We start from the raw sequence: 17,506 nt of genomic DNA, 5'->3' as shown, positions 1-17,506 counted from the left end.
CTTTCCCCGTAAGATTAATGCTGGTCATCGTTTGTATGTGGCCGCTCTCGTCAAGTCAGCTGACTCTTCCAGGACACAAGATGAACCGTAACGACCTGCGTCGTGTCGACCTTAACCTCTTGATCGTATTCGAAACCTTGATGCACGAGCGCAGTGTGACCCGCGCCGCCGAGAAGCTATTCCTCGGCCAGCCGGCCATCAGTGCGGCATTGTCACGCCTGCGCGGGCTGTTTGACGACCCGCTGTTTGTGCGCACCGGCCGCAGCATGGAGCCCTCGGCCCGTGCGGTGGAAATCTTCGCCCTGCTCTCCCCGGCCCTGGACTCGATTTCCACCGCCGTCAGCCGCGCCGCCGAGTTCGACCCGGCAACCAGCACCGCCGTGTTCCGTATCGGTCTGTCCGACGATGTTGAATTCGCCCTGCTGCCCCAACTGCTCAAACGCCTGCGCGCCGAAGCCCCAGGCATCGTACTGGTGGTGCGTCGCGTGAATTACATCCTGATGCCAGGCCTGCTGGCTTCCGGCGAAATCTCCATCGGCGTCAGCTACACCGCCGACCTGCCGGCCAACGCCAAGCGCAAAGTATTGCGCCGCAGCCTGCCCAAACTGCTGCGTGCCGACAGCGTCCCCGGCGCCCTGAGCCTGGACGACTTCTGCGCCCGCCCCCATGCCCTGGTGTCATTTGCCGGGGACTTGAGCGGGTTTATCGATGAAGAGTTGGAAAAGCTCGATCGCAAACGCCACGTGGTCCTGGCCGTGCCGCAGTTCAACGGCCTGGGTACCTTGCTGGCGGGCACCGATATCCTCGCCACCGTGCCGGATTACGCCGCCGAAGCGCTGACATCGGCCGGCGGCTTGCGCTCCGAAGATCCACCGTTGCCGGTGCGTTCATTTGAACTGCACATGGCGTGGCGCGGCTCGCAGGATAATGATCCGGGGGAGCGGTGGCTTAGGTCGCGGATTCAGATGTTTTTTGGCTTGCCTGAGAGTCTCTAACCCTCTCTGGACGGTCGAATTGGTTGTTTGATCACTTCGAAGCAATAAACGGGCGCAGCGATTCGACGTGCATCGCGGTTTCATTGCGCAGCCCCTGCATTTCGAACTCCAGTAATGGTGCAGCGTCAGGCCTTTTTCAACGTTGGTATAACGCCAAATCAGTGCTTCTGCGTCCGGGTAAATATATTCTTTTTTTGCCGCGTCATAGATGAAGGCATCGTTATTGAAACACCCATCCGCTTTGGCTCCAGAGGTCATCTGGATTGGGCACATAGGCATTGATGCCTGCATCGTGACAAGCAAGAATCTCCTCGCTTTTCAAGTAACCTCGATCAGCCACTACCGACAGAAATTTTTCTGAAGCTACAACCTCGCGGGCCTGCATGGCCATCGAGCTGAGTAGATCGCAGTCGGGACCGACGTTAGTGACCTCATGTGCAACGATCAAATGGTGTTGGGTATCGACGGCTGTCTGGATCGGTCAGTGAAACCTGTGTGACCGGAGAGTCGTTGAGCTGGACTTCGTGCGCCCGAAGCTCCTTAATTTGAGTTTCGAGCTTGCCGATTTTCTCTTCCAGCCGCACGGCACTTGGCTCAGGGGCTGTCGATTCTTGCAGATCAGCATACCTTCATCTGTTGCGCCTCAAGTGCTCGCGTAGCTAGCAGGTGGGCTGCTGCCGGATGGGATGTTTTCTAAAAGCAAAGACTTAGAGTCTTAGCTCCCTTGGAAGCTGGGAGCGCGGTAGCAAATCAATAAGCAGTCGCACCGCGAATCAACCAGACGCCTCAGCTACATTCATGTAGGCCTGTACTTCAGAAAACATACATGAGCATGAGAGTTGATACAGCCGCTCTTCCAACGTGCCGCTCGCAACCTCTTTCATAAAACAAACAATAAACCGTTTATTCGATTGCGTTGATAGTGAAAATCACCACAGAACCGTTGAAAACCTACCAACTGGATGGTAGCTTTGTTTAGTGTTTTAAATCACTACAAACAACGCCATCCCTGTGAGAATCCCATGCAAGATTGGAAGCAAACCCGCAAAGACATCAATACTCGTTTGGTAGAGCTCAACGGCCTGTCGCCGGAAACGATGAAAGGCATGGCCGCACTCGGCGCCGCCGGTGGGAAAACCAACCATCTAGACGCCAAGACTCGCGAGCTCATCTCCCTTGCAGTGGCCGTGACGACCCGCTGCGATGGTTGTATTGCCTTCCATGCTGCTGAAGCCAAGAAGCTCGGTATAACCAGTGAAGAGGTAGCTGAAGCTTTGGGTGTGGCCATCAACATGAACGCCGGGGCTGCAATGGTCTATAGCACCCACGTACTCGACGCGTTCGACAAGTCCTAATCAAACGCCGAATCCCCCCTTCAACGACGTCGAGATAAATCATGAATAAGCTGTTCACTCCTTACGATCTAGCCGGTACTCCTTTGAAAAACCGCGTTGTCATGGCCCCTATGACTCGCACCCGAACCTTGAACAACATTCCGAATGAATCCAACGCGCTTTACTACGCACAACGAGCTTCTGCCGGCTTGCTGATCACCGAAGGCCTGCCTATTTCCGATGAGGCTCGCGGCTATCTGTACACCCCTGGCATTTACGAAGATGTGCACTTACCAGGCTGGCGCAAAGTGACTGACGCGGTGCACGCCAAGGGCGGGAAGATTTTTGCGCAGCTCTGGCACGTAGGCCGTATGTCCCACACCTCGGTACACGGCATGGCGCCAGTCTCCTCGGGCACGGTGCCTGCGGTAGATACCACGGTGTATGCCTGGATCGAGCCCGGCAAATCTGGCCCTGTACAGCCAAGCTCTCCACGTGCACTGGAAACTGAAGAAGTGAAACGCGTCATCGCTGACTTCGTGAAGTCTGCACGAATGGCCATGGACGCCGGCTTTGACGGTATCGAAATCATGGCAGCCAACGGCTTTCTGTTCGACCAATTCCTGAGCAGCGCCCTGAACACTCGTACTGATCAGTACGGTGGCTCCATTGCCAACCGTCAGCGCTTCCTTCTGGAAACCATTGATGCGATTGCTGCTGAAATCGGCGGATCGAAGATCGGTGTGCGCTTCTCTCCTTTTGGTCGCCTCTACGACTTCGGTGTGTACGAAGGCGAAGAAGAAACCTGGATGAGCATGGCAGCTGCCCTCAACGAAAGAGAGCTGGCATTTGTTCACCTGAACTACCAACCGACCATCCTCGCCGCGCAAACGCCACCAGGTTTCGGCGCTGCATTCCGTGAAGCGTACAAGGGCACCTTGATGGCTGCGGGCGGCTTCACCAAAGAGATCGCAGAGTCTGAGCTGGTTAAAGGCGAGCTAGATCTGATTGCTTTTGGCACAGCCTACATTGCCAACCCTGATCTGGTAGAGCGTATGCAGAACGATTGGCCATTGGCCGAAGGTGATCGCGCGACCTACTACGGCGTAAGCGGTTCGATTGATAAGGGCTACACCGACTATCCGGAATACGCAGCCGCCAAAGCCTGATATTCCTTCACAAACATTTAGGAGAACACCATGCCACTCGTAACTATCAAAGGGATTGAAGGCGTTTTTTCCGACGAACAAAAGGCTGAAGTGATTCGCAAAGTGACTGACGCTATGGTGTCGGTTGAAGGCGAAAACATGCGCGCCCTCACGTGGGTCATCTTCGAAGAGGTGAAAAGTGGAGACTGGGGTATTGGTGGCAAACCTGTGACCGCGCAGGAAGTATTGAAGCTGCAAGCCGGTCAGTAAGGCTTCTCCTTCAGGTCATTAGCTCCCTGTTCGTTGAGTGCGGTTATGCTCAACGAACAGGGAGCTTTTTCCGTTCTTAAAGAACGCCAGGTTTGTGGGAACTACTCCGTGATTCTGATCATCTACGCCCATCCTTACCCTGATAAATCTAACGTCAACATGTTGATGCTCAAGCTGGCAGCCAACAATCCCGATGTCGCAATCCGTTCGCTGTACGACATGTACCCCGATTTCAATATCGACGTTGAAGCTGAGCAGAGGGCGGTGGAACAGGCAGATCTCCTCGTTCTGCAACACCCTCTGTACTGGTATAGCTACCCACCTCTCTTGAAGCTGTGGATCGATAAGGTTTTCACACAGGGCTGGGCCTACGGCGCGGGCGCTACTGCCTTGAAAAACAAAAAAATGCTGTGGGCCGTGACTACTGGCGGTGAGCATGATCATTTTGAAGGCGGCGACCACCCAGGTTTTGCGGTGCTGTCCCAGCCCATTCAGGCGACGGCGAATTACTGCGGGATGCGTTGGTTGAGTCCAGTCGCAGTCCATGGTGCTTACAGAGCAGATCAAACCGCATTGCTTAAACAGATCCAGAATTATGGCGAGCGCCTGACGTCATGGAGGGAAGATTGAATGGACACTCACAGTTTGATTGAAATGCTTATCTACCTGGGCTCCGCTGCCTTGATAGTCCCAATTGCCGTCCGGTTAGGGCTTGGCCCGGTTTTAGGCTACCTGACAGCCGGCTGCCTGATCGGCCCATGGGGTTTGAAGATTGTGACCGACGTGGAGTCCATCCTGCACTTTGCTGAAATTGGCGTGGTGTTGATGCTGTTCATCATTGGTCTCGAACTCGATCCCAAGCGCCTTTGGGCAATGCGCCGCATGGTCTTCGGCGGCGGCGCGTTGCAGATGCTGGCATGCGGCGCGGCCATCGCAATTTTCTGCGCTGTACTTGGCTTGAATTGGACGGCTGCGTTGTTGGTAGGGCTGACGTTGAGCCTGTCCTCGACGGCTATCGCCATGCAGGCCATGAGCGAGCGAAACATGAACTCCACCGCCGTGGGTCGCAGTAGCTTCGCCGTGTTGCTTTTCCAAGACATCGCGGCGATTCCCCTAGTTGCCATGATCCCACTGCTGGCCGCAAACGGTGGTACGCCCTCAGGTGCAGAGCTGGCCCTGTCCATTGCCAAAATCGTGGGTGCAATTGTCGCAGTGATTCTCTTGGGTCAGTACGTCTCTCGGCCAGTCCTTCGCTTTGTAGCGCGCTCAGGCCTGAGAGAAATCTTTAGTGCCGTCGCACTGTTCCTGGTGTTTGGGTTCGGCCTCTTGTTGGAAGAGGCCGGCTTATCCATGGCCATGGGCGCGTTCTTAGCCGGCGTTCTCTTGGCCAGCTCGGAGTATCGCCATGCTCTGGAAAGCGATATAGAACCCTTCAAAGGCCTGTTGTTGGGTCTGTTCTTTATCGGTGTAGGGATGTCGATTGACTTCGGCACGCTGATCGATTCGCCGCTGAAAGTCATCACACTGACCTTGGGCTTCATCCTGATCAAGCTGCTCGTGATCAAGCTCTTGGGGCGCTTCCTGAATGTCCCAAGTGACCAGCGTTCATGGCAGGCGGTATTCCTTGGACAAGGCAGTGAGTTTGCCTTCGTAGTATTTGGCGCAGCGACCGTCGCCGGCATCCTGGTCGACCCTTGGGGTAAGAGCCTGACGCTAGCGGTGGCGTTGTCCATGTGCGTGACGCCTTTGTTGATCCTTTTACTCAATCACCTGGAGTCGTCGAGCAAACAGGGCAGTAATGAAGCTGACACCATTGATCAGAGCAATCCTCGGGTCATCATTGCTGGCTTCGGTCGATTCGGTCAGATCGCTGGGCGTCTGTTGATGTCCTGTGGTTTTGAGGTAGTGGTCTTGGATCATGATCCAGACCATATCGAGACGCTGCGTAAGTTCGGGGTCAAGGTGTTCTATGGGGATGCCACCCGCCTCGATTTACTGCACGCTGCGGGTGCTGCCCAAGCCGTGGTGCTGATCAACGCCATCGATAATCAAGACGATAACCTGGCACTGACCAAGTTGGCCCAGGAGCATTTTCCATCCCTAAAACTGGTGGTGCGCGCTCGAGATATGGGGCACATCATTACCCTACGTCAGATGGGTGTGGAAGAAGTCGAGCGAGAGACATTTGAAAGCGCATTGTCCCTGGGGCGCAGGGCTTTGGAGCAACTCGGGATAGGACGCTACGAAGCTCGTGAGCGTGCGGATCGATTCCGTCGCCTTAACTTGGAAATGCTAGAAGAGATGGCCGCTCAGCCCGAGGACGATACCGAATTCAAGTACGACGCTTACAAACGAGCCAACGCTTTACTAACGGAAATATTCAATGAAGATCGCGCTCATCCAATTGACGCAGGCCCAGGAAAGGTGAGCCTTCCACGCAGCGAGTCAGATAGCTGACTGACTTACCGGTCGAGGAGGATGCTTGTTTAGCTAGCGTCCTCCAGCTCAGTGACGATTGCTTTTTTCAAGGCTGAAACTGATTTAGACCCGGCGAAGACTTTCAACAATCGGCCTTCGTGGAACACTGCCAAGGACGGCACAGTACGAATGCCATACATCTGCGCAATCGTCGGTGATACCGCAATATCAATTTTTCCAAACACTGCCAGAGCATGGAGCTTTGCTTCCAAGTCCACGAAGACTGGCTTCATCTCTTTACAAGGTTTGCACCAAGATGCTGAGAACAGTACGACACTGCTGCCTTTGGCAACAAAGCGGGCAAATTGGGGAGCGCTTAACTCAACGATACGGCTCATTTGGGTCTCACGTGTTGTGTTAAGGAAAAGGGGGCACCTTGTGAGTGCCACGTTCCGTTGCCGATCAAACTTTGCAGCCATCGACGCCGCAGACTTGGCCTATCAATGAGCTATCGTCGACTTTCGCGCTTTCTACCATTTGATTGAGCGCGTCAAGAAAAGCAGCTTCAGGTTGTGCACCGGAAACAGAGAATTCTTCGTTGAAGACAAAGAGAGGCACGCCAGAACCCAACTGGGCGGCGAAATGCTCATCCGCTTCCATCTCTACGCGCAGTTCTACAGATGACCACGCCAATTGAATTGCCGCATCCGACACACCTGCATCTTTCGCAATCACCGCCAAGCTGGCGCGATCAAAAAGTGACTTACCGTGGCTGGTGCTTTTTTCGTACAGCGCTTCCACAAGGCGCTTTTTCACTGCCCCGTCTTCAACCGCTTTCACCAAGACATGAGCATCAGCAGTATCGCCGAACATCATAGTGTCGAAGCGGTAATCCAGCCCGTCGGCCTGGCCATATTTACTCACAGTGTTCATCATCGCTGCTGCGGAATCTGGGTTGCCGAGCTTACGTTTCAGTGCTGCGACCATCGGTTCAGGGGCGTGATTTGCAGCCAGTCGATAGGCCCGAACGTTGACCTGTACATCGTCTTTCTGCGGGAAGTTTTCGAGCGCTTTTTCAAAACGACGCTTGGCAATCCAGCACCAAGGACACACATAATCAGACCAGATATCGACTACATATTTTTTCGAAGGGGTTTGCATAATTTATCCTGCACGGAGAAGTGAAGATTGCATTGCGGCTATTTCAAGCAGATGGTTAAAGCCAGCCAACGGGTCGGCTGAGCGACCCAGTGTCCAATCAATGAGGCTTGCTCCCTCCAGCATGCTCAGCAGCATGAAAGCGAAGTGCTCAACAGATGTTCCCAGCAACCAGCTGTGCTGCCGGACTGCGTCATTGAGGGTGCTTTGGAGCCAGGTGAGCTGCGAATTGAAGAAGTCCCTTGTGAGGCCTTGGAGCGACAAAGGCAACGCAGCCATTTCTGCCGCCAAGGCGCCGCATAACGGCAGCAGCCCCTCATTCGCGCTTATCACGAAAAGTCGGGAAAAAGCCTGTAAGCGCTGCTGTGGCTCGGGATGCATGATCTCGATTGACACCAACGTCTCGTTGAACCGAGCGATGTAGTCGTTGATAAGCTCCGCGCCTAAGCACTCCTTGGTAGGAAAGTGATGGTGAATACTGGCTTTTCTAATACCGACTTTCGCTGCGAGATCCGCGTAACTGAACGCTGAGTAACCCTTTGAGCGCATCTGGGTTTCCGCGTAGCTCAGCAGCGCGGCTTTTGTCGTGATAGACATTTGAAACTCCTACAGCCAGCACCCTTGTCACCGAAGCAACTGCTGGAACGCGCCCCAATGAGAGGCGCTTCACGCAGCGCTTGCCTCGGTGTTTAGGCACGTACCGCCATCACCCCTGCATCAACATCCCAGATAGCACCGGTCACCCAGGAGGTTTTATCGGATAGTAAGAAGAGGATGGTATTGGCGACGTCTTCAGGAACACCGACTCGACCCAGTGGGTGGAAATCGTTTAGCGACTTCATCGCATCCGGGATCGCTTCCTTGTCCATGAAGCCTTCATAGATCGAGGTGTGAACGATGCCAGGCGAAACGGCATTGACTCGGATACCTGAGTGAGCCAATTCAATTGCCAGGTTTCGAGTGACTGCGTGCAGGCCCGCCTTGGCCATCGAATAAGCAGTTGCTGGAGAGCCGGCCAGCGCAGCTTGCGCGCCAATCGAACCGACGTTGACAATGGAGCCTTCGCGCTTGGCAGCAAGCATATTTTTGACCACTGCCTGCGTGATAAAGAATGTGGCGCGGTTCAGATCCAGGTACATGTCGTAGTCAGCCTCATCGTGCTCGATGAAAGGCTTCGGAATGAATATGCCTGCAGAGTTCACCATAAAGCCGATGTCACTGTGGTTGGCATTGATTTCGCTGCGTACATGATTCATCCCTTCCTCGGTCATGAGGTTGGCAACGATCACTGATACGTTCCCCAGCGGACTCAGCTCGGCGCGCACAGCATCGGCTTTATCCTGTTTACTGCCGGTGAGAACCACGCTGCCACCCGCCTTTAAAAACTGGCGCGCTGTTTCCAGACCCATGCCGCTCGTGCCGCCGACGACCAACAGTTTTTTGCCTTTAAAAAAATCGTCCATTACAGACTCCGGTATCAGATAAGTGAGAGGTGGTCAGCGGCCAGGTGCCGTGCTGACCTGTGACCAGGACAGTTAGCCTTCGATGACTTCGAGCTTAGGGAGCATGCGGATGGCTTTAGAGAAGTTGGCGTAGTTGACCGAAGTCTTGAGCACCACGTTGTGCAGCTCCTCAACACGCTCACGCGAAGCATCTGTGTGCAGGCGAATCACGACACTCACCTCGTCGTAGCCTGGGTTAACGCTTTCGTCGATCCCCAGGAAGCCACGCAGGTCGAGAGTGCCGTCGGTCTCAATTTCCAGGCTGTGAATCTTGATGCCCATCATTGCGGCATTGGCGGCATAGCCGACCGACATGCAGGCGTTTAGAGCAGCCATCAGCAGCTCCTGAGGGTTGGGCGCGGTGTTCTCGCCCAGCAATTCATTCGGCTCATCGGCTGCAATTTCAAAATCGCGGGAATAGGTCTCACCGGCCAAGCTGTAACGGCTGACTTTGGCTACAGAACGGGTCTGACCCTTCCAAGCGGTTTTAACGTTGAAGCTTGCGTGGCGCTTGGTCGCATCACCAGCAACGCCTTCGGCGAAATTCTGGAGTGCGGCGACATCGATACCATTCAGGTTGCTGCTCATGTGGACGTTCCTCTTCAGATAAGCCGGACGATTAGACCGGAAGAGAAACAAGCCTACCAAGTAGTAGGTTGGTTTACAAGAGAGGTGACGATACCAATAGTTTTGAAAAGCTAGGCTGCATAGAGGAATTGGGAATATTGATGACAACACAGTGAGTGTCGTGACCAACAGAGTCACTTCGAAAGCGACGCCATGAAACGATCTTTCACACCTCTATGCATCGGGTGAAATTTGTGTGATCGTACGAATTGATGGCATAAGGCCGTCACCACATGGATAAAAATCAGGGAGGTTTTATGGCTGCTTATGCACCAGGGCACGTGTTGGGGCGAGATGGAGGTTCGTTTCAAGAAGTCACTTTGAACGCAGCCAAGAGCGCGGTCGTCGCTAAGCATGGACGGTACTGTACAATTCGCGATCACGAAAAAGCGCCGCCTACAAGCAAGCCTTCGCGTCATTGGCTGCAAATCTACCGCACACCAGATAATACCGAGTGATCTATTCGGTGGATTTTAGTCTGCACTAATTGATACAAGCGTAGATCGGCACGCGGCCCTGAATCAAATAACTCAGGGCCGCCTGCTCTTGGCAGGCGACCAAATCGAGAAGCTTTTGAAAGATGTACTAAAGATACAGCGATGAAAGATGCCCCCTGGAAAGGGAATGCAGCGATAGAGTCGATAAGTGTGCTTGCTAGAGTTTTCAGTGACGAAGGGTAGATAAAATCAAATCAAATCCCGAAGATTTCTCGTAATCATCGCTCATCGCCCAAGAAACAAAGCTCGCACCTTCCAAAGTATTCAATATGAACCTTGAAACTCTGATTACATCCAGGTCGGCTTTAAGCTCTCCTCGATCTTGACCCTGCTTAATGTTTGCTTGGAGCCAAGTGAGATGGATCTCAAAGAAATCCTTTGTCATTTCTTTGAGGCTTTCAGGCAGGGCCAGAAGCTCTGCGGCGAGGGCTCCACAGAGTGGGAGCATCCCGTTTAGACTGCTGTGTGCGAACATCAAGGCGAACGCATTCAGCCGGTCGACAACACTGACGTGTTCATCATTGATAGCGTCCAGCTGCTTTTTAAACCGGAACAGGTAGCTCTCGACGATGGCAATTGCCAAGCCTTCCTTGGTCGGGAAGTGATGGTGAATACTCGCTTTTTTAATGCCGATGTCGTCCGCAAGGTCGGCATAGCTGAAGGCCGCATAGCCTTTCGTGCGCAGCAGAACCTCGGCGCTGGTCAAAAGGTCTGAACGTGTACTCATGATCGTGTATCCAAATTTATCATCTAGACATCATAAATTAGTCACACCTCATAAGACAGCGTTCGCCTTGCAAAGTACTGAGCTGCCTATACTTTGTGCCTCCTGCGGAATGCTTCTTCCATCTTGAGGCCTGTACGGAAACGCGGCATAGGACAAACGTCCGCGGCGCGTTCAAACGATCGGTGAGAACGCCGGACACATCAAGCAGGGCTTGTCCAGGCTGAGGCCTCAAGGCCCACACGAATCAAACGGCCCTCAACGCCCCGCCTGCTACATCCTTTGAACTCTGTGCGCATGCAGTCCGGAGCCAGCACGCGCTGTTCGGCGCGAAGGATGACCCCGCACGACACAGTTCGTCAGATACAAGTCCCAAACTATGTGCTGGCAGGTAAAATGGCATAATATGCCAATAGTCGAAAGGACCTGTATGTCCAGAGCTGGAGCTAATCATGGCGACGCGAAACGTTGTACTCACCCCTCACCAGGAACAGGTTATCCATGACCTGGTGCAGTCCGGCCGTTATCAGAATGCCAGCGAAGTGATGCGAGAAGGTTTGCGGCTATTGGAACAGCGCGTCGCCGAAGACACCGCCAAAATTGAGGCCCTGCGTCAGGCGACCTCTATCGGCATCATGGACCTTGAGCAAGGGCGCTTTACTAAGTTGAACGAAGGGGATCTGGAGCACTACCTCGAGGGCTTGAGCCTGGAGGCAACCCTACCCGCGCGCGAGAAACACTGAGCATGTCGCAGTATCGGATTTCCAACGCGGCGCGCGCCGACATTGTCGACATCCTCAGGCTCTCCCAGACGCAGTTCGGCGATCAAGCACGCCAGCGGTATCAGGCGCTAATCCTCGCCGCGCTGCAAGCGATTGCCGACACGCCTTATCGCATTGGCAGCTACGAACGCGGTGAGCTGGCACCGGGCCTTCGCAGCTATCACCTCATCTATTCACGCCAGCAGGCCAAACAGCCCCATGGGGCGGTCAAAAGCCCACGCCATATCGTGTTTTATCGTGTAGCAAGCGACGACGTGATCGAGGTCGTCCGACTCCTTCATGACGCCATGGAAGTGCAATTGCACTTGCCTAATGACTGATCCTGGCCCAAAGGCTTAGCTGTCCATGAACAGCGAAGGTAAGGCGCCCGCCTCAACATGCAACCTGAGCGCCTTCGCTGCCCGCCGACTCAGTGGCCAATTGAAGCGGGAAGTTATGGGCCCGACCGGATTATCGAGACCCACCACCAGAAGCACGATGCGCAACGTTGCCTACCACTTTCAATACCGAACAACCGCTTCTTAAGCGCTTTCCGTGGCCAGGCGCCTGGCATTACGCTCCGGTTGTCGATGGACACGCGGATCGATCTCTCTGGCGACCGGCGCCATTGCAACATCTCGCAGAGCATGAGCATTTCACGCTGCCAATTTCAGGACAGGTGCTGAAAGGCGGCCCGGACAACTCCGATTAAGGATATCGACTCATCTAACGACCAAAAATTTTCCAGATTCGGGTTGGTCATCCAGTACACAAAGGCGCACTGAATGCCAGTCACGGCCACCCCGCTCCGGGTCAGAAATAGCCATTCGCGATCGCTCGCCCACCCTGTGCAATTGGGGGCAAAACTGGGGGCAAAATTTGTTTTTTTCAGGCTGTAAATACCGATCTAGAGCCTAGTCAAAATGTTTTTTGGGGATGGCTCATAAAAACACGAAGAAATGCCATTGTATTTTCGGCCATGAAACCGCGCGAGCCCATGCACGCCGAACCGTGTATGCGCAGGCTTCTATGCCCGATAGTCTGTCGCGTTAAAGAAACCTTGAACGTAATGCGTGGCTACCGCTCACAAGTTTATGGGCGCTATTGCTCATTAGACATGAAGAGGAAATCGATATGCCAAACGCACTAAGAACTTGCGCACTTACCTTGCTCGTCAGCCTGGCGGCCCAAGGGGCTTTCGCAGCACAAGACGACGATTTTGTTGAGGACGCTTCCGCCAAGGGAGTAGCCGAAGTCGAAGCTGGCAAGCTCGCCCAAGAAAAAGGCAGTGCCGCCGATGTTAAGGCCTTTGCAGACATGATGATCAAGGATCACACCGCGGCGAACGCAAAGCTTAAAACAATTGCAGACGCCAAAAATCTGAAAGTTTCCGACAGTGCGGAGCTCATGGACAAGGCCAAAGCGATGATTCTGGAACTTCGCGGCGCAAAATCCTTCGATCAAGCTTATGCCAACAATCAGGTTAAGGCGCATGAGGCCACGATTGAAATCTTTGAAAAGGAGATTTCTGAAGGCAAGGACGCTGAGGTTAAAGCGTTTGCCACCGAGACATTGCCCAAATTGAAATCGCATCTGGAGCATGCCAAAACGCTGTCAGAGGCTCACGCCGGTGACGCGAAGTGACAACCACAGGAGCCTTTAGCGAGGCTCCTGCCGTCCCTCACTGCGGCGCGGGTGGCTCAAGTAGAATCTTTCCCCCAAAAAATCAGCGTGCAAAGCGAAAAGGAGCTTCGATGCAACGGGTGATGATTGTTGGTCAACCTGGCTCAGGCAAAAGCACGTTGGCGCGTAAGCTTGGTCTGCGCACGGGCTGGCCGGTCGTTCATATAACTGCGCCTTCAACGTGCCGCGTGGTTTGTCTGAGGTCTAATCGGGATACCGAGATTTTTCTCCGCGCGCAAAAGCCACTCGACTGAGTGGCTTTTGGTTTCTTGGGACGGGACACGCACAGGCGTGATAACGGGCAGGCTTTACCGGCGCAACACCCTCAATCCAGCACGATATCCCGCATCGGCGGGATATAACCGTAGTCATATGCCTCCCGTACAAACGAGCGATCGCCCTGCAGCAGGATCCTGACCGTGGGTGCTTCAGTGCCGCCGATGCGGAAATCGCCGTCGCGGGTGGGTACGCTGTCGATGAACGAAGTCACCAAACCATTTGGCATCACACAATGTGAATAGGTCTGGAAGGGCTGCTCGGGTGGGTTTCCCAATACCAGGCCAGAGGCATTCATTGGCCGGTAAGGGCCGAACAGGTGTTCGCTGACAAACCCGTAAACGCCATCGGGGCCGGTCACACCGTCGGCATAGGTGAACTTATGGCTGATGGTGAACAGGTAGTACTTGTTGTCCTGGAAGACGTAATGCGGGCGCTCGGTCTGATCATTAACGCCAACGGCCGTCACCAACGGCGGTAATATTTCCCATTCATCGCCTCTCAAGTCTTTGGCCACGGCAAGGCCAATACACCCCACCTGATAGCGAGCGCCACCCACCTCTTCGTGGCCTGGCGGGACCAGGCCGATCTCGTCGGGACCGACCACATGGGTGCCGCGTTCACCCGCGACATTGCCTTCAAACACCATATATAACTTGCCATCTTTCGGATCAATAAAAGGACTTGGATCGCGAAAGTTCCACGTCGCATTTTGCGACTCGGTCTGATAATAAACCCCGTCCGCCTCAAATAATGCGTGCACCTTATTGAAGTTGACGAGTTCAACGCCCTCCTCGGTTGTCACTATCTGGCCTTTGACTTTGGAAATAGTCGCGCCGGGTGTAACGCAGGTGTAATACAAGTCGATGTCACCGTTATTGTTGACCAGGATCGGCGTTCCTGCCCATTCCCGCGTGGTGGGCGACACGCCTGGGGCCATGACACGACCGCCGAAAATCCAGTCCTTGCCGGTGCGTGAGTACCAAAAGCAGATACGCGCATGGCCGTGTCGATCCTCCCAATCGCGCTTGATGTCATAACGCCCGTTGGCATCAATAAACTGCGGATCATGGGGGCGCCGGTCGGCGGTCAACGTGAAAATTACCGACCAGCCATTAACGGAAACCACCGCCCCGTCGAGGTCGCGCAGGGGCATGGTGTCCCAGATGAATACCGTGTCACTCATCACGGGAAAATCAGCCGGCACTAACGGTTGCGTGGTAGTGGGGTCACTTTCATTGACTTTCAGCGCATCAGCCCGAGTCCAGCGAGTAGGTGTGTGATTCGCATGTTTCATGTTGATGTCCTTTTACTAACGCTTATATGACAAGCCGATTTTAAAGTGCACAGCACACTTCGATCTCGACCAGCTCCATAGTGCGAAACAAGGTTTAACATGGAACTCTAAATGCACAGGATGAAAAATTATTTAAGTAGTTATATGCCACTACTCAACATATAACCCTCACCACCCAAGTTCATGGCACGTTGCAATCATTCATTAAATGAGAGCATTTGAGCTTTTAATAAGCGCGCTCGACACAGCCAATCCGGCACAAAGGCAACCACAGCACATCCCGCCCGATTTAGTTACAATCCCATAGGTTTTTTCCACGGTACTGCAGCATGGACATCTCATTATTTCGCGGGCGCTTCACGCGCTTGAACAAGCGCCTGCGCCAAGAGGCGCAGAATCATCCCGAGACCTGGTCGCAGATGCTGGTGCTGAGCGCCATCGACCAAATGGACGGCATGGCAACGCCTTCAAAAATCGCCGAAGCGGAAAACATCCGCTCATCCAACCTTGCCTCGCTGTTGAAGGACTTGGAAGCACGAGACCTGATTACCCGCACGCCAGATACGCAAGACCGCAGACGCACCTGGATCGGGCTGTCGGAACAAGGCCAGAGCGTCCTGCAAGCAAGCCGTCAGCGCCGTGATGAGTGGCTGGCTGAGGCGGCAGACGCCTGCCTCACCGCCAGTGAACGCAAGCAACTGGAAGCGGCCGGGCTGCTGATGGACAAGCTCAGCCAGTATGGCCGCGACAAGGAACGCTGAAGCCATTTTCAGAGACAACGCCCGCCATTGCGTGCGTGCGTTCGAACTGCAAAGGCGTCGCGGTGATGTGCCCCGCAAGATTTTCCGCCGTTTCGGTCCCTGGCTCATCTGCGCCCTGATGCCGCTCCAACTGAAGCCAATGGTATTCCAGGCCGCGCGGGTCATTTTCCGAGCGTACGGAGACCCTCTCCAAGCGCCCACTGCCTTGGCGCGTTATCTTCAGAGGCAGCACGGCACCGGGGGCACAACTCGGAAAATTGACGTTCAGGCACACATCATGCGGCCAATCCATCGCCATGAGTTGCTCAATAACCCGTGCCCCGTGGTCAAGTGCGTTTCCCCAAGGCACTGCGGTACGGTCGGTAAACGCCTGGCTCAACGCAATGGATGGGATACCGAACAGCAACCCTGTCATCGCGGCGCCGACGGTGCCCGAAAACACCGTTTCCGTTCCCAGATTCGCCCCGCGATTCACGCCGGATAAAATCAGGTCCGGCTTGTCGTGACTCAGCAGATGCCCGAGCGCCACTGCGATGCAATCGCCTGGCGTACCCGTGACTGCAAACCGGCGTGTGCCTTGGTAGCTCATGCGCAGGGGGGCATGCAGGCTCAAGGAATGGGAGGTGCCGCTCTGGTCAAGCAGCGGTGCGACGACCCAGACCTCACTCGCCAATTGGCAAGCGATGCGCTCCAGTACCTTGAGCCCTGGGGCATCGATGCCATCGTCATTGGTAAGCAGAATTCGTTTGAACCGATGTTGTCCGTTCGCCATGGCCGTGCCCCGTCAATACTGCGCCAGGCGCTCGAATTAACGCCGTCGGGGCGATTATTACCTATATATTAATAGCTATCCAGACATAGATATTAACGCAACCACTACAACGGAAATTCCGCCCTGATCAGAGTGCCGCCCTGGCTACGATTGCTGGCGGTAATGGCGCCGCCATGGGCCTGGCAAATCGCCCGGGCGATGGACAGGCCTAACCCGCTGCCGCCCGAGTAACGCGCCCTGGAACGCTCTGCACGCCAGAAGCGGTCAAAGACACTGTCCAGGTGTTGCGCCTCGATACCAGGGCCAAGGTCTCCGATCTCAATCACCACCCGCCCTTCGACCTGCCGCGCCATGATGCTCAATTCACCGCCCCCTGCCGCATAGCGCAGCAGGTTGTCGATCAGGATATTCAGCACCTGGCCCAGGCGATCGCGATCGGCATTGATACGAAAACCGTCGGTGATAGTGATGTACGTCTGCACACCGACGTCATCCAATTGCGGCTGGAACCAGGCCAGCCGTTCGCTCACCAGGGCCGCCAGGGAAAAGTCGCTGCGCTCCAGCACCAGTCGACCCGCCCTGGCCATCGACAAGAGGTGCAAGTCATCCACCAGTTTCCTGAGCTGATCGAGCTGACGCTTGACCATGCCCAACTGTGCGGCATCGCTGGGGAACACCTCATCGAGCATGCCCTGCACGCGCCCCATGGCGGCATTCAGTGGCGTGCGCAATTCGTGGGCGATGACCGCGCTGGACTCGCGCACATCCCGCTCGTAACGCTCCAGTTGCGTGGTCATGCTGTTGAAGTCGCTGATCAGGCGTTGCAGCTCGTCGGGGGTGTGCCGGTGAATGGGCAGGCGCGTGAAGAAATCTCCGCCGGCAACTCGCCGTGCCCCTTGGGCTATTGCCGAGAACTGGCTGGACAAGGGGCGTGAAAACCACAAGCCACAGATGATGATGATCGGGATGGCAGCCAGCACCAGGCAGGCCAGGATCAGCCAGTCGCGATTGGCGATATCCGGTTGGAAGAATTCCACCGGGTAGTATTCGGCAACCAGTTGGCGCAAGCGTGTTTCATTGAGTTGCGGCTCGGCGCGCAGGTGCAGCAACTCCTCACGCGCTTGCGGCGGCAGGCGCTGCAAGAAATACCAGTCCGACAGTTTGAAGTTGACCCACATGCACAGGGCAATCACCACAACGGCGCCGATCGCCAACAGGCTCATGCGCATACCGACCCAGCGCCACAGCGGTTTGTCGTTGACCCGAGATTTCTTGAACATGCG

General features: G+C 54.8%; 20 protein-coding genes and 1 pseudogene. 11 read left to right on the top strand and 10 right to left on the bottom strand.

The window, feature by feature from the left end; all coding sequences use genetic code 11:
* Positions 1-80 precede the first annotated feature (80 nt).
* Complete coding sequence (locus AB3G88_RS12545) at positions 81-995, top strand: LysR family transcriptional regulator (protein WP_112195202.1); 915 nt, start codon at positions 81-83, stop codon at positions 993-995.
* A 57-nt stretch (positions 996-1,052) separates the two neighbouring features.
* On the opposite strand, the pseudogene AB3G88_RS12540 reads toward AB3G88_RS12545, so the two are convergent.
* Positions 1,053-1,618: pseudogene (locus AB3G88_RS12540) on the bottom strand (transposase); the annotation flags it as partial.
* Positions 1,619-2,017: 399 nt separating this feature from the next.
* Between AB3G88_RS12540 and AB3G88_RS12535 the strand changes: the two are divergent.
* The 5 genes from AB3G88_RS12535 (at position 2,018) to kefC (ending at position 6,204) form a co-directional block, all read left to right on the top strand.
* Complete coding sequence (locus tag AB3G88_RS12535) at positions 2,018-2,350, top strand: carboxymuconolactone decarboxylase family protein (RefSeq protein ID WP_053481123.1); 333 nt, start codon at positions 2,018-2,020, stop codon at positions 2,348-2,350.
* 41 nt (positions 2,351-2,391) lie between these two features.
* Positions 2,392-3,498, top strand: a complete 1,107-nt coding sequence (locus tag AB3G88_RS12530) for an alkene reductase (protein ID WP_099584282.1) — start codon at positions 2,392-2,394, stop codon at positions 3,496-3,498.
* 30 nt (positions 3,499-3,528) lie between these two features.
* Positions 3,529-3,747: a tautomerase family protein gene (locus AB3G88_RS12525; protein WP_029290791.1), complete on the top strand. Its 219-nt coding sequence runs from the start codon at positions 3,529-3,531 to the stop codon at positions 3,745-3,747.
* 108 nt (positions 3,748-3,855) lie between these two features.
* Positions 3,856-4,377 (top strand): glutathione-regulated potassium-efflux system oxidoreductase KefF, encoded by a 522-nt coding sequence (gene kefF / locus AB3G88_RS12520; RefSeq protein ID WP_099584293.1) that lies wholly within the window; start codon positions 3,856-3,858, stop codon positions 4,375-4,377.
* On the top strand, positions 4,378-6,204 hold the full coding sequence (gene kefC, locus AB3G88_RS12515) for a glutathione-regulated potassium-efflux system protein KefC (protein WP_099584281.1): 1,827 nt from the start codon (positions 4,378-4,380) through the stop codon (positions 6,202-6,204).
* A 29-nt stretch (positions 6,205-6,233) separates the two neighbouring features.
* Here kefC and AB3G88_RS12510 read toward each other — a convergent pair whose 3' ends face one another.
* The 6 genes from AB3G88_RS12510 to AB3G88_RS12485 form a co-directional block, all read right to left on the bottom strand.
* Positions 6,234-6,563, bottom strand: a complete 330-nt coding sequence (locus AB3G88_RS12510) for a thioredoxin family protein (RefSeq protein WP_029290787.1) — start codon at positions 6,561-6,563, stop codon at positions 6,234-6,236.
* 64 nt (positions 6,564-6,627) lie between these two features.
* Positions 6,628-7,326 (bottom strand): DsbA family oxidoreductase, encoded by a 699-nt coding sequence (locus AB3G88_RS12505; protein WP_029290786.1) that lies wholly within the window; start codon positions 7,324-7,326, stop codon positions 6,628-6,630.
* Between the two features lie 3 nt (positions 7,327-7,329).
* Positions 7,330-7,920 (bottom strand): TetR/AcrR family transcriptional regulator, encoded by a 591-nt coding sequence (locus AB3G88_RS12500; protein ID WP_029290784.1) that lies wholly within the window; start codon positions 7,918-7,920, stop codon positions 7,330-7,332.
* Positions 7,921-8,012: 92 nt separating this feature from the next.
* Positions 8,013-8,786 carry an SDR family NAD(P)-dependent oxidoreductase gene (locus AB3G88_RS12495; RefSeq protein WP_029290782.1) on the bottom strand — a complete coding sequence of 258 codons (774 nt, stop codon included), beginning with the start codon at positions 8,784-8,786 and terminating at the stop codon, positions 8,013-8,015.
* A gap of 72 nt (positions 8,787-8,858) precedes the next feature.
* Positions 8,859-9,413: an OsmC family protein gene (locus tag AB3G88_RS12490; protein WP_029290780.1), complete on the bottom strand. Its 555-nt coding sequence runs from the start codon at positions 9,411-9,413 to the stop codon at positions 8,859-8,861.
* Between the two features lie 702 nt (positions 9,414-10,115).
* On the bottom strand, positions 10,116-10,676 hold the full coding sequence (locus tag AB3G88_RS12485) for a TetR/AcrR family transcriptional regulator (RefSeq protein WP_029290777.1): 561 nt from the start codon (positions 10,674-10,676) through the stop codon (positions 10,116-10,118).
* A 449-nt stretch (positions 10,677-11,125) separates the two neighbouring features.
* Between AB3G88_RS12485 and AB3G88_RS12480 the strand changes: the two genes are divergently transcribed.
* The 4 genes from AB3G88_RS12480 to AB3G88_RS12465 all read left to right on the top strand — a co-directional run bounded on the left by AB3G88_RS12480 (position 11,126) and on the right by AB3G88_RS12465 (position 13,371).
* A complete protein-coding gene (locus AB3G88_RS12480; protein ID WP_029290775.1) occupies positions 11,126-11,416 on the top strand; it encodes a type II toxin-antitoxin system ParD family antitoxin in 291 nt (96 codons plus the stop codon).
* A gap of 2 nt (positions 11,417-11,418) precedes the next feature.
* Positions 11,419-11,775 carry a type II toxin-antitoxin system RelE/ParE family toxin gene (locus tag AB3G88_RS12475; RefSeq protein ID WP_029290773.1) on the top strand — a complete coding sequence of 119 codons (357 nt, stop codon included), beginning with the start codon at positions 11,419-11,421 and terminating at the stop codon, positions 11,773-11,775.
* A 793-nt stretch (positions 11,776-12,568) separates the two neighbouring features.
* A complete protein-coding gene (locus tag AB3G88_RS12470; RefSeq protein WP_112195194.1) occupies positions 12,569-13,078 on the top strand; it encodes a DUF4142 domain-containing protein in 510 nt (169 codons plus the stop codon).
* 110 nt (positions 13,079-13,188) lie between these two features.
* On the top strand, positions 13,189-13,371 hold the full coding sequence (locus AB3G88_RS12465; protein ID WP_480454197.1) for an AAA family ATPase: 183 nt from the start codon (positions 13,189-13,191) through the stop codon (positions 13,369-13,371).
* 71 nt (positions 13,372-13,442) lie between these two features.
* On the opposite strand, the gene AB3G88_RS12460 is transcribed toward AB3G88_RS12465, so the two are convergent.
* Positions 13,443-14,690 (bottom strand): glycoside hydrolase family 68 protein, encoded by a 1,248-nt coding sequence (locus AB3G88_RS12460; protein WP_099584278.1) that lies wholly within the window; start codon positions 14,688-14,690, stop codon positions 13,443-13,445.
* A 329-nt stretch (positions 14,691-15,019) separates the two neighbouring features.
* Between AB3G88_RS12460 and AB3G88_RS12455 the strand changes: the two genes are divergently transcribed.
* Positions 15,020-15,451 (top strand): MarR family winged helix-turn-helix transcriptional regulator, encoded by a 432-nt coding sequence (locus tag AB3G88_RS12455; RefSeq protein WP_480454196.1) that lies wholly within the window; start codon positions 15,020-15,022, stop codon positions 15,449-15,451.
* On the opposite strand, the gene surE is transcribed toward AB3G88_RS12455, so the two are convergent.
* Both surE and AB3G88_RS12445 read right to left on the bottom strand, forming a co-directional pair.
* Positions 15,420-16,223: a 5'/3'-nucleotidase SurE gene (gene surE, locus AB3G88_RS12450; protein WP_480454194.1), complete on the bottom strand. Its 804-nt coding sequence runs from the start codon at positions 16,221-16,223 to the stop codon at positions 15,420-15,422. The two genes, AB3G88_RS12455 and surE, sit on opposite strands and share 32 nt — an antisense overlap.
* A gap of 104 nt (positions 16,224-16,327) precedes the next feature.
* Entirely contained in the window at positions 16,328-17,503 is a 1,176-nt protein-coding gene (locus tag AB3G88_RS12445; protein ID WP_191947786.1) for a sensor histidine kinase, read from the bottom strand.
* Positions 17,504-17,506 lie beyond the last annotated feature (3 nt).

Source organism: Pseudomonas arvensis, from assembly GCF_056688935.1.
This window is presented reverse-complemented; position numbering and strand designations above follow the sequence as displayed.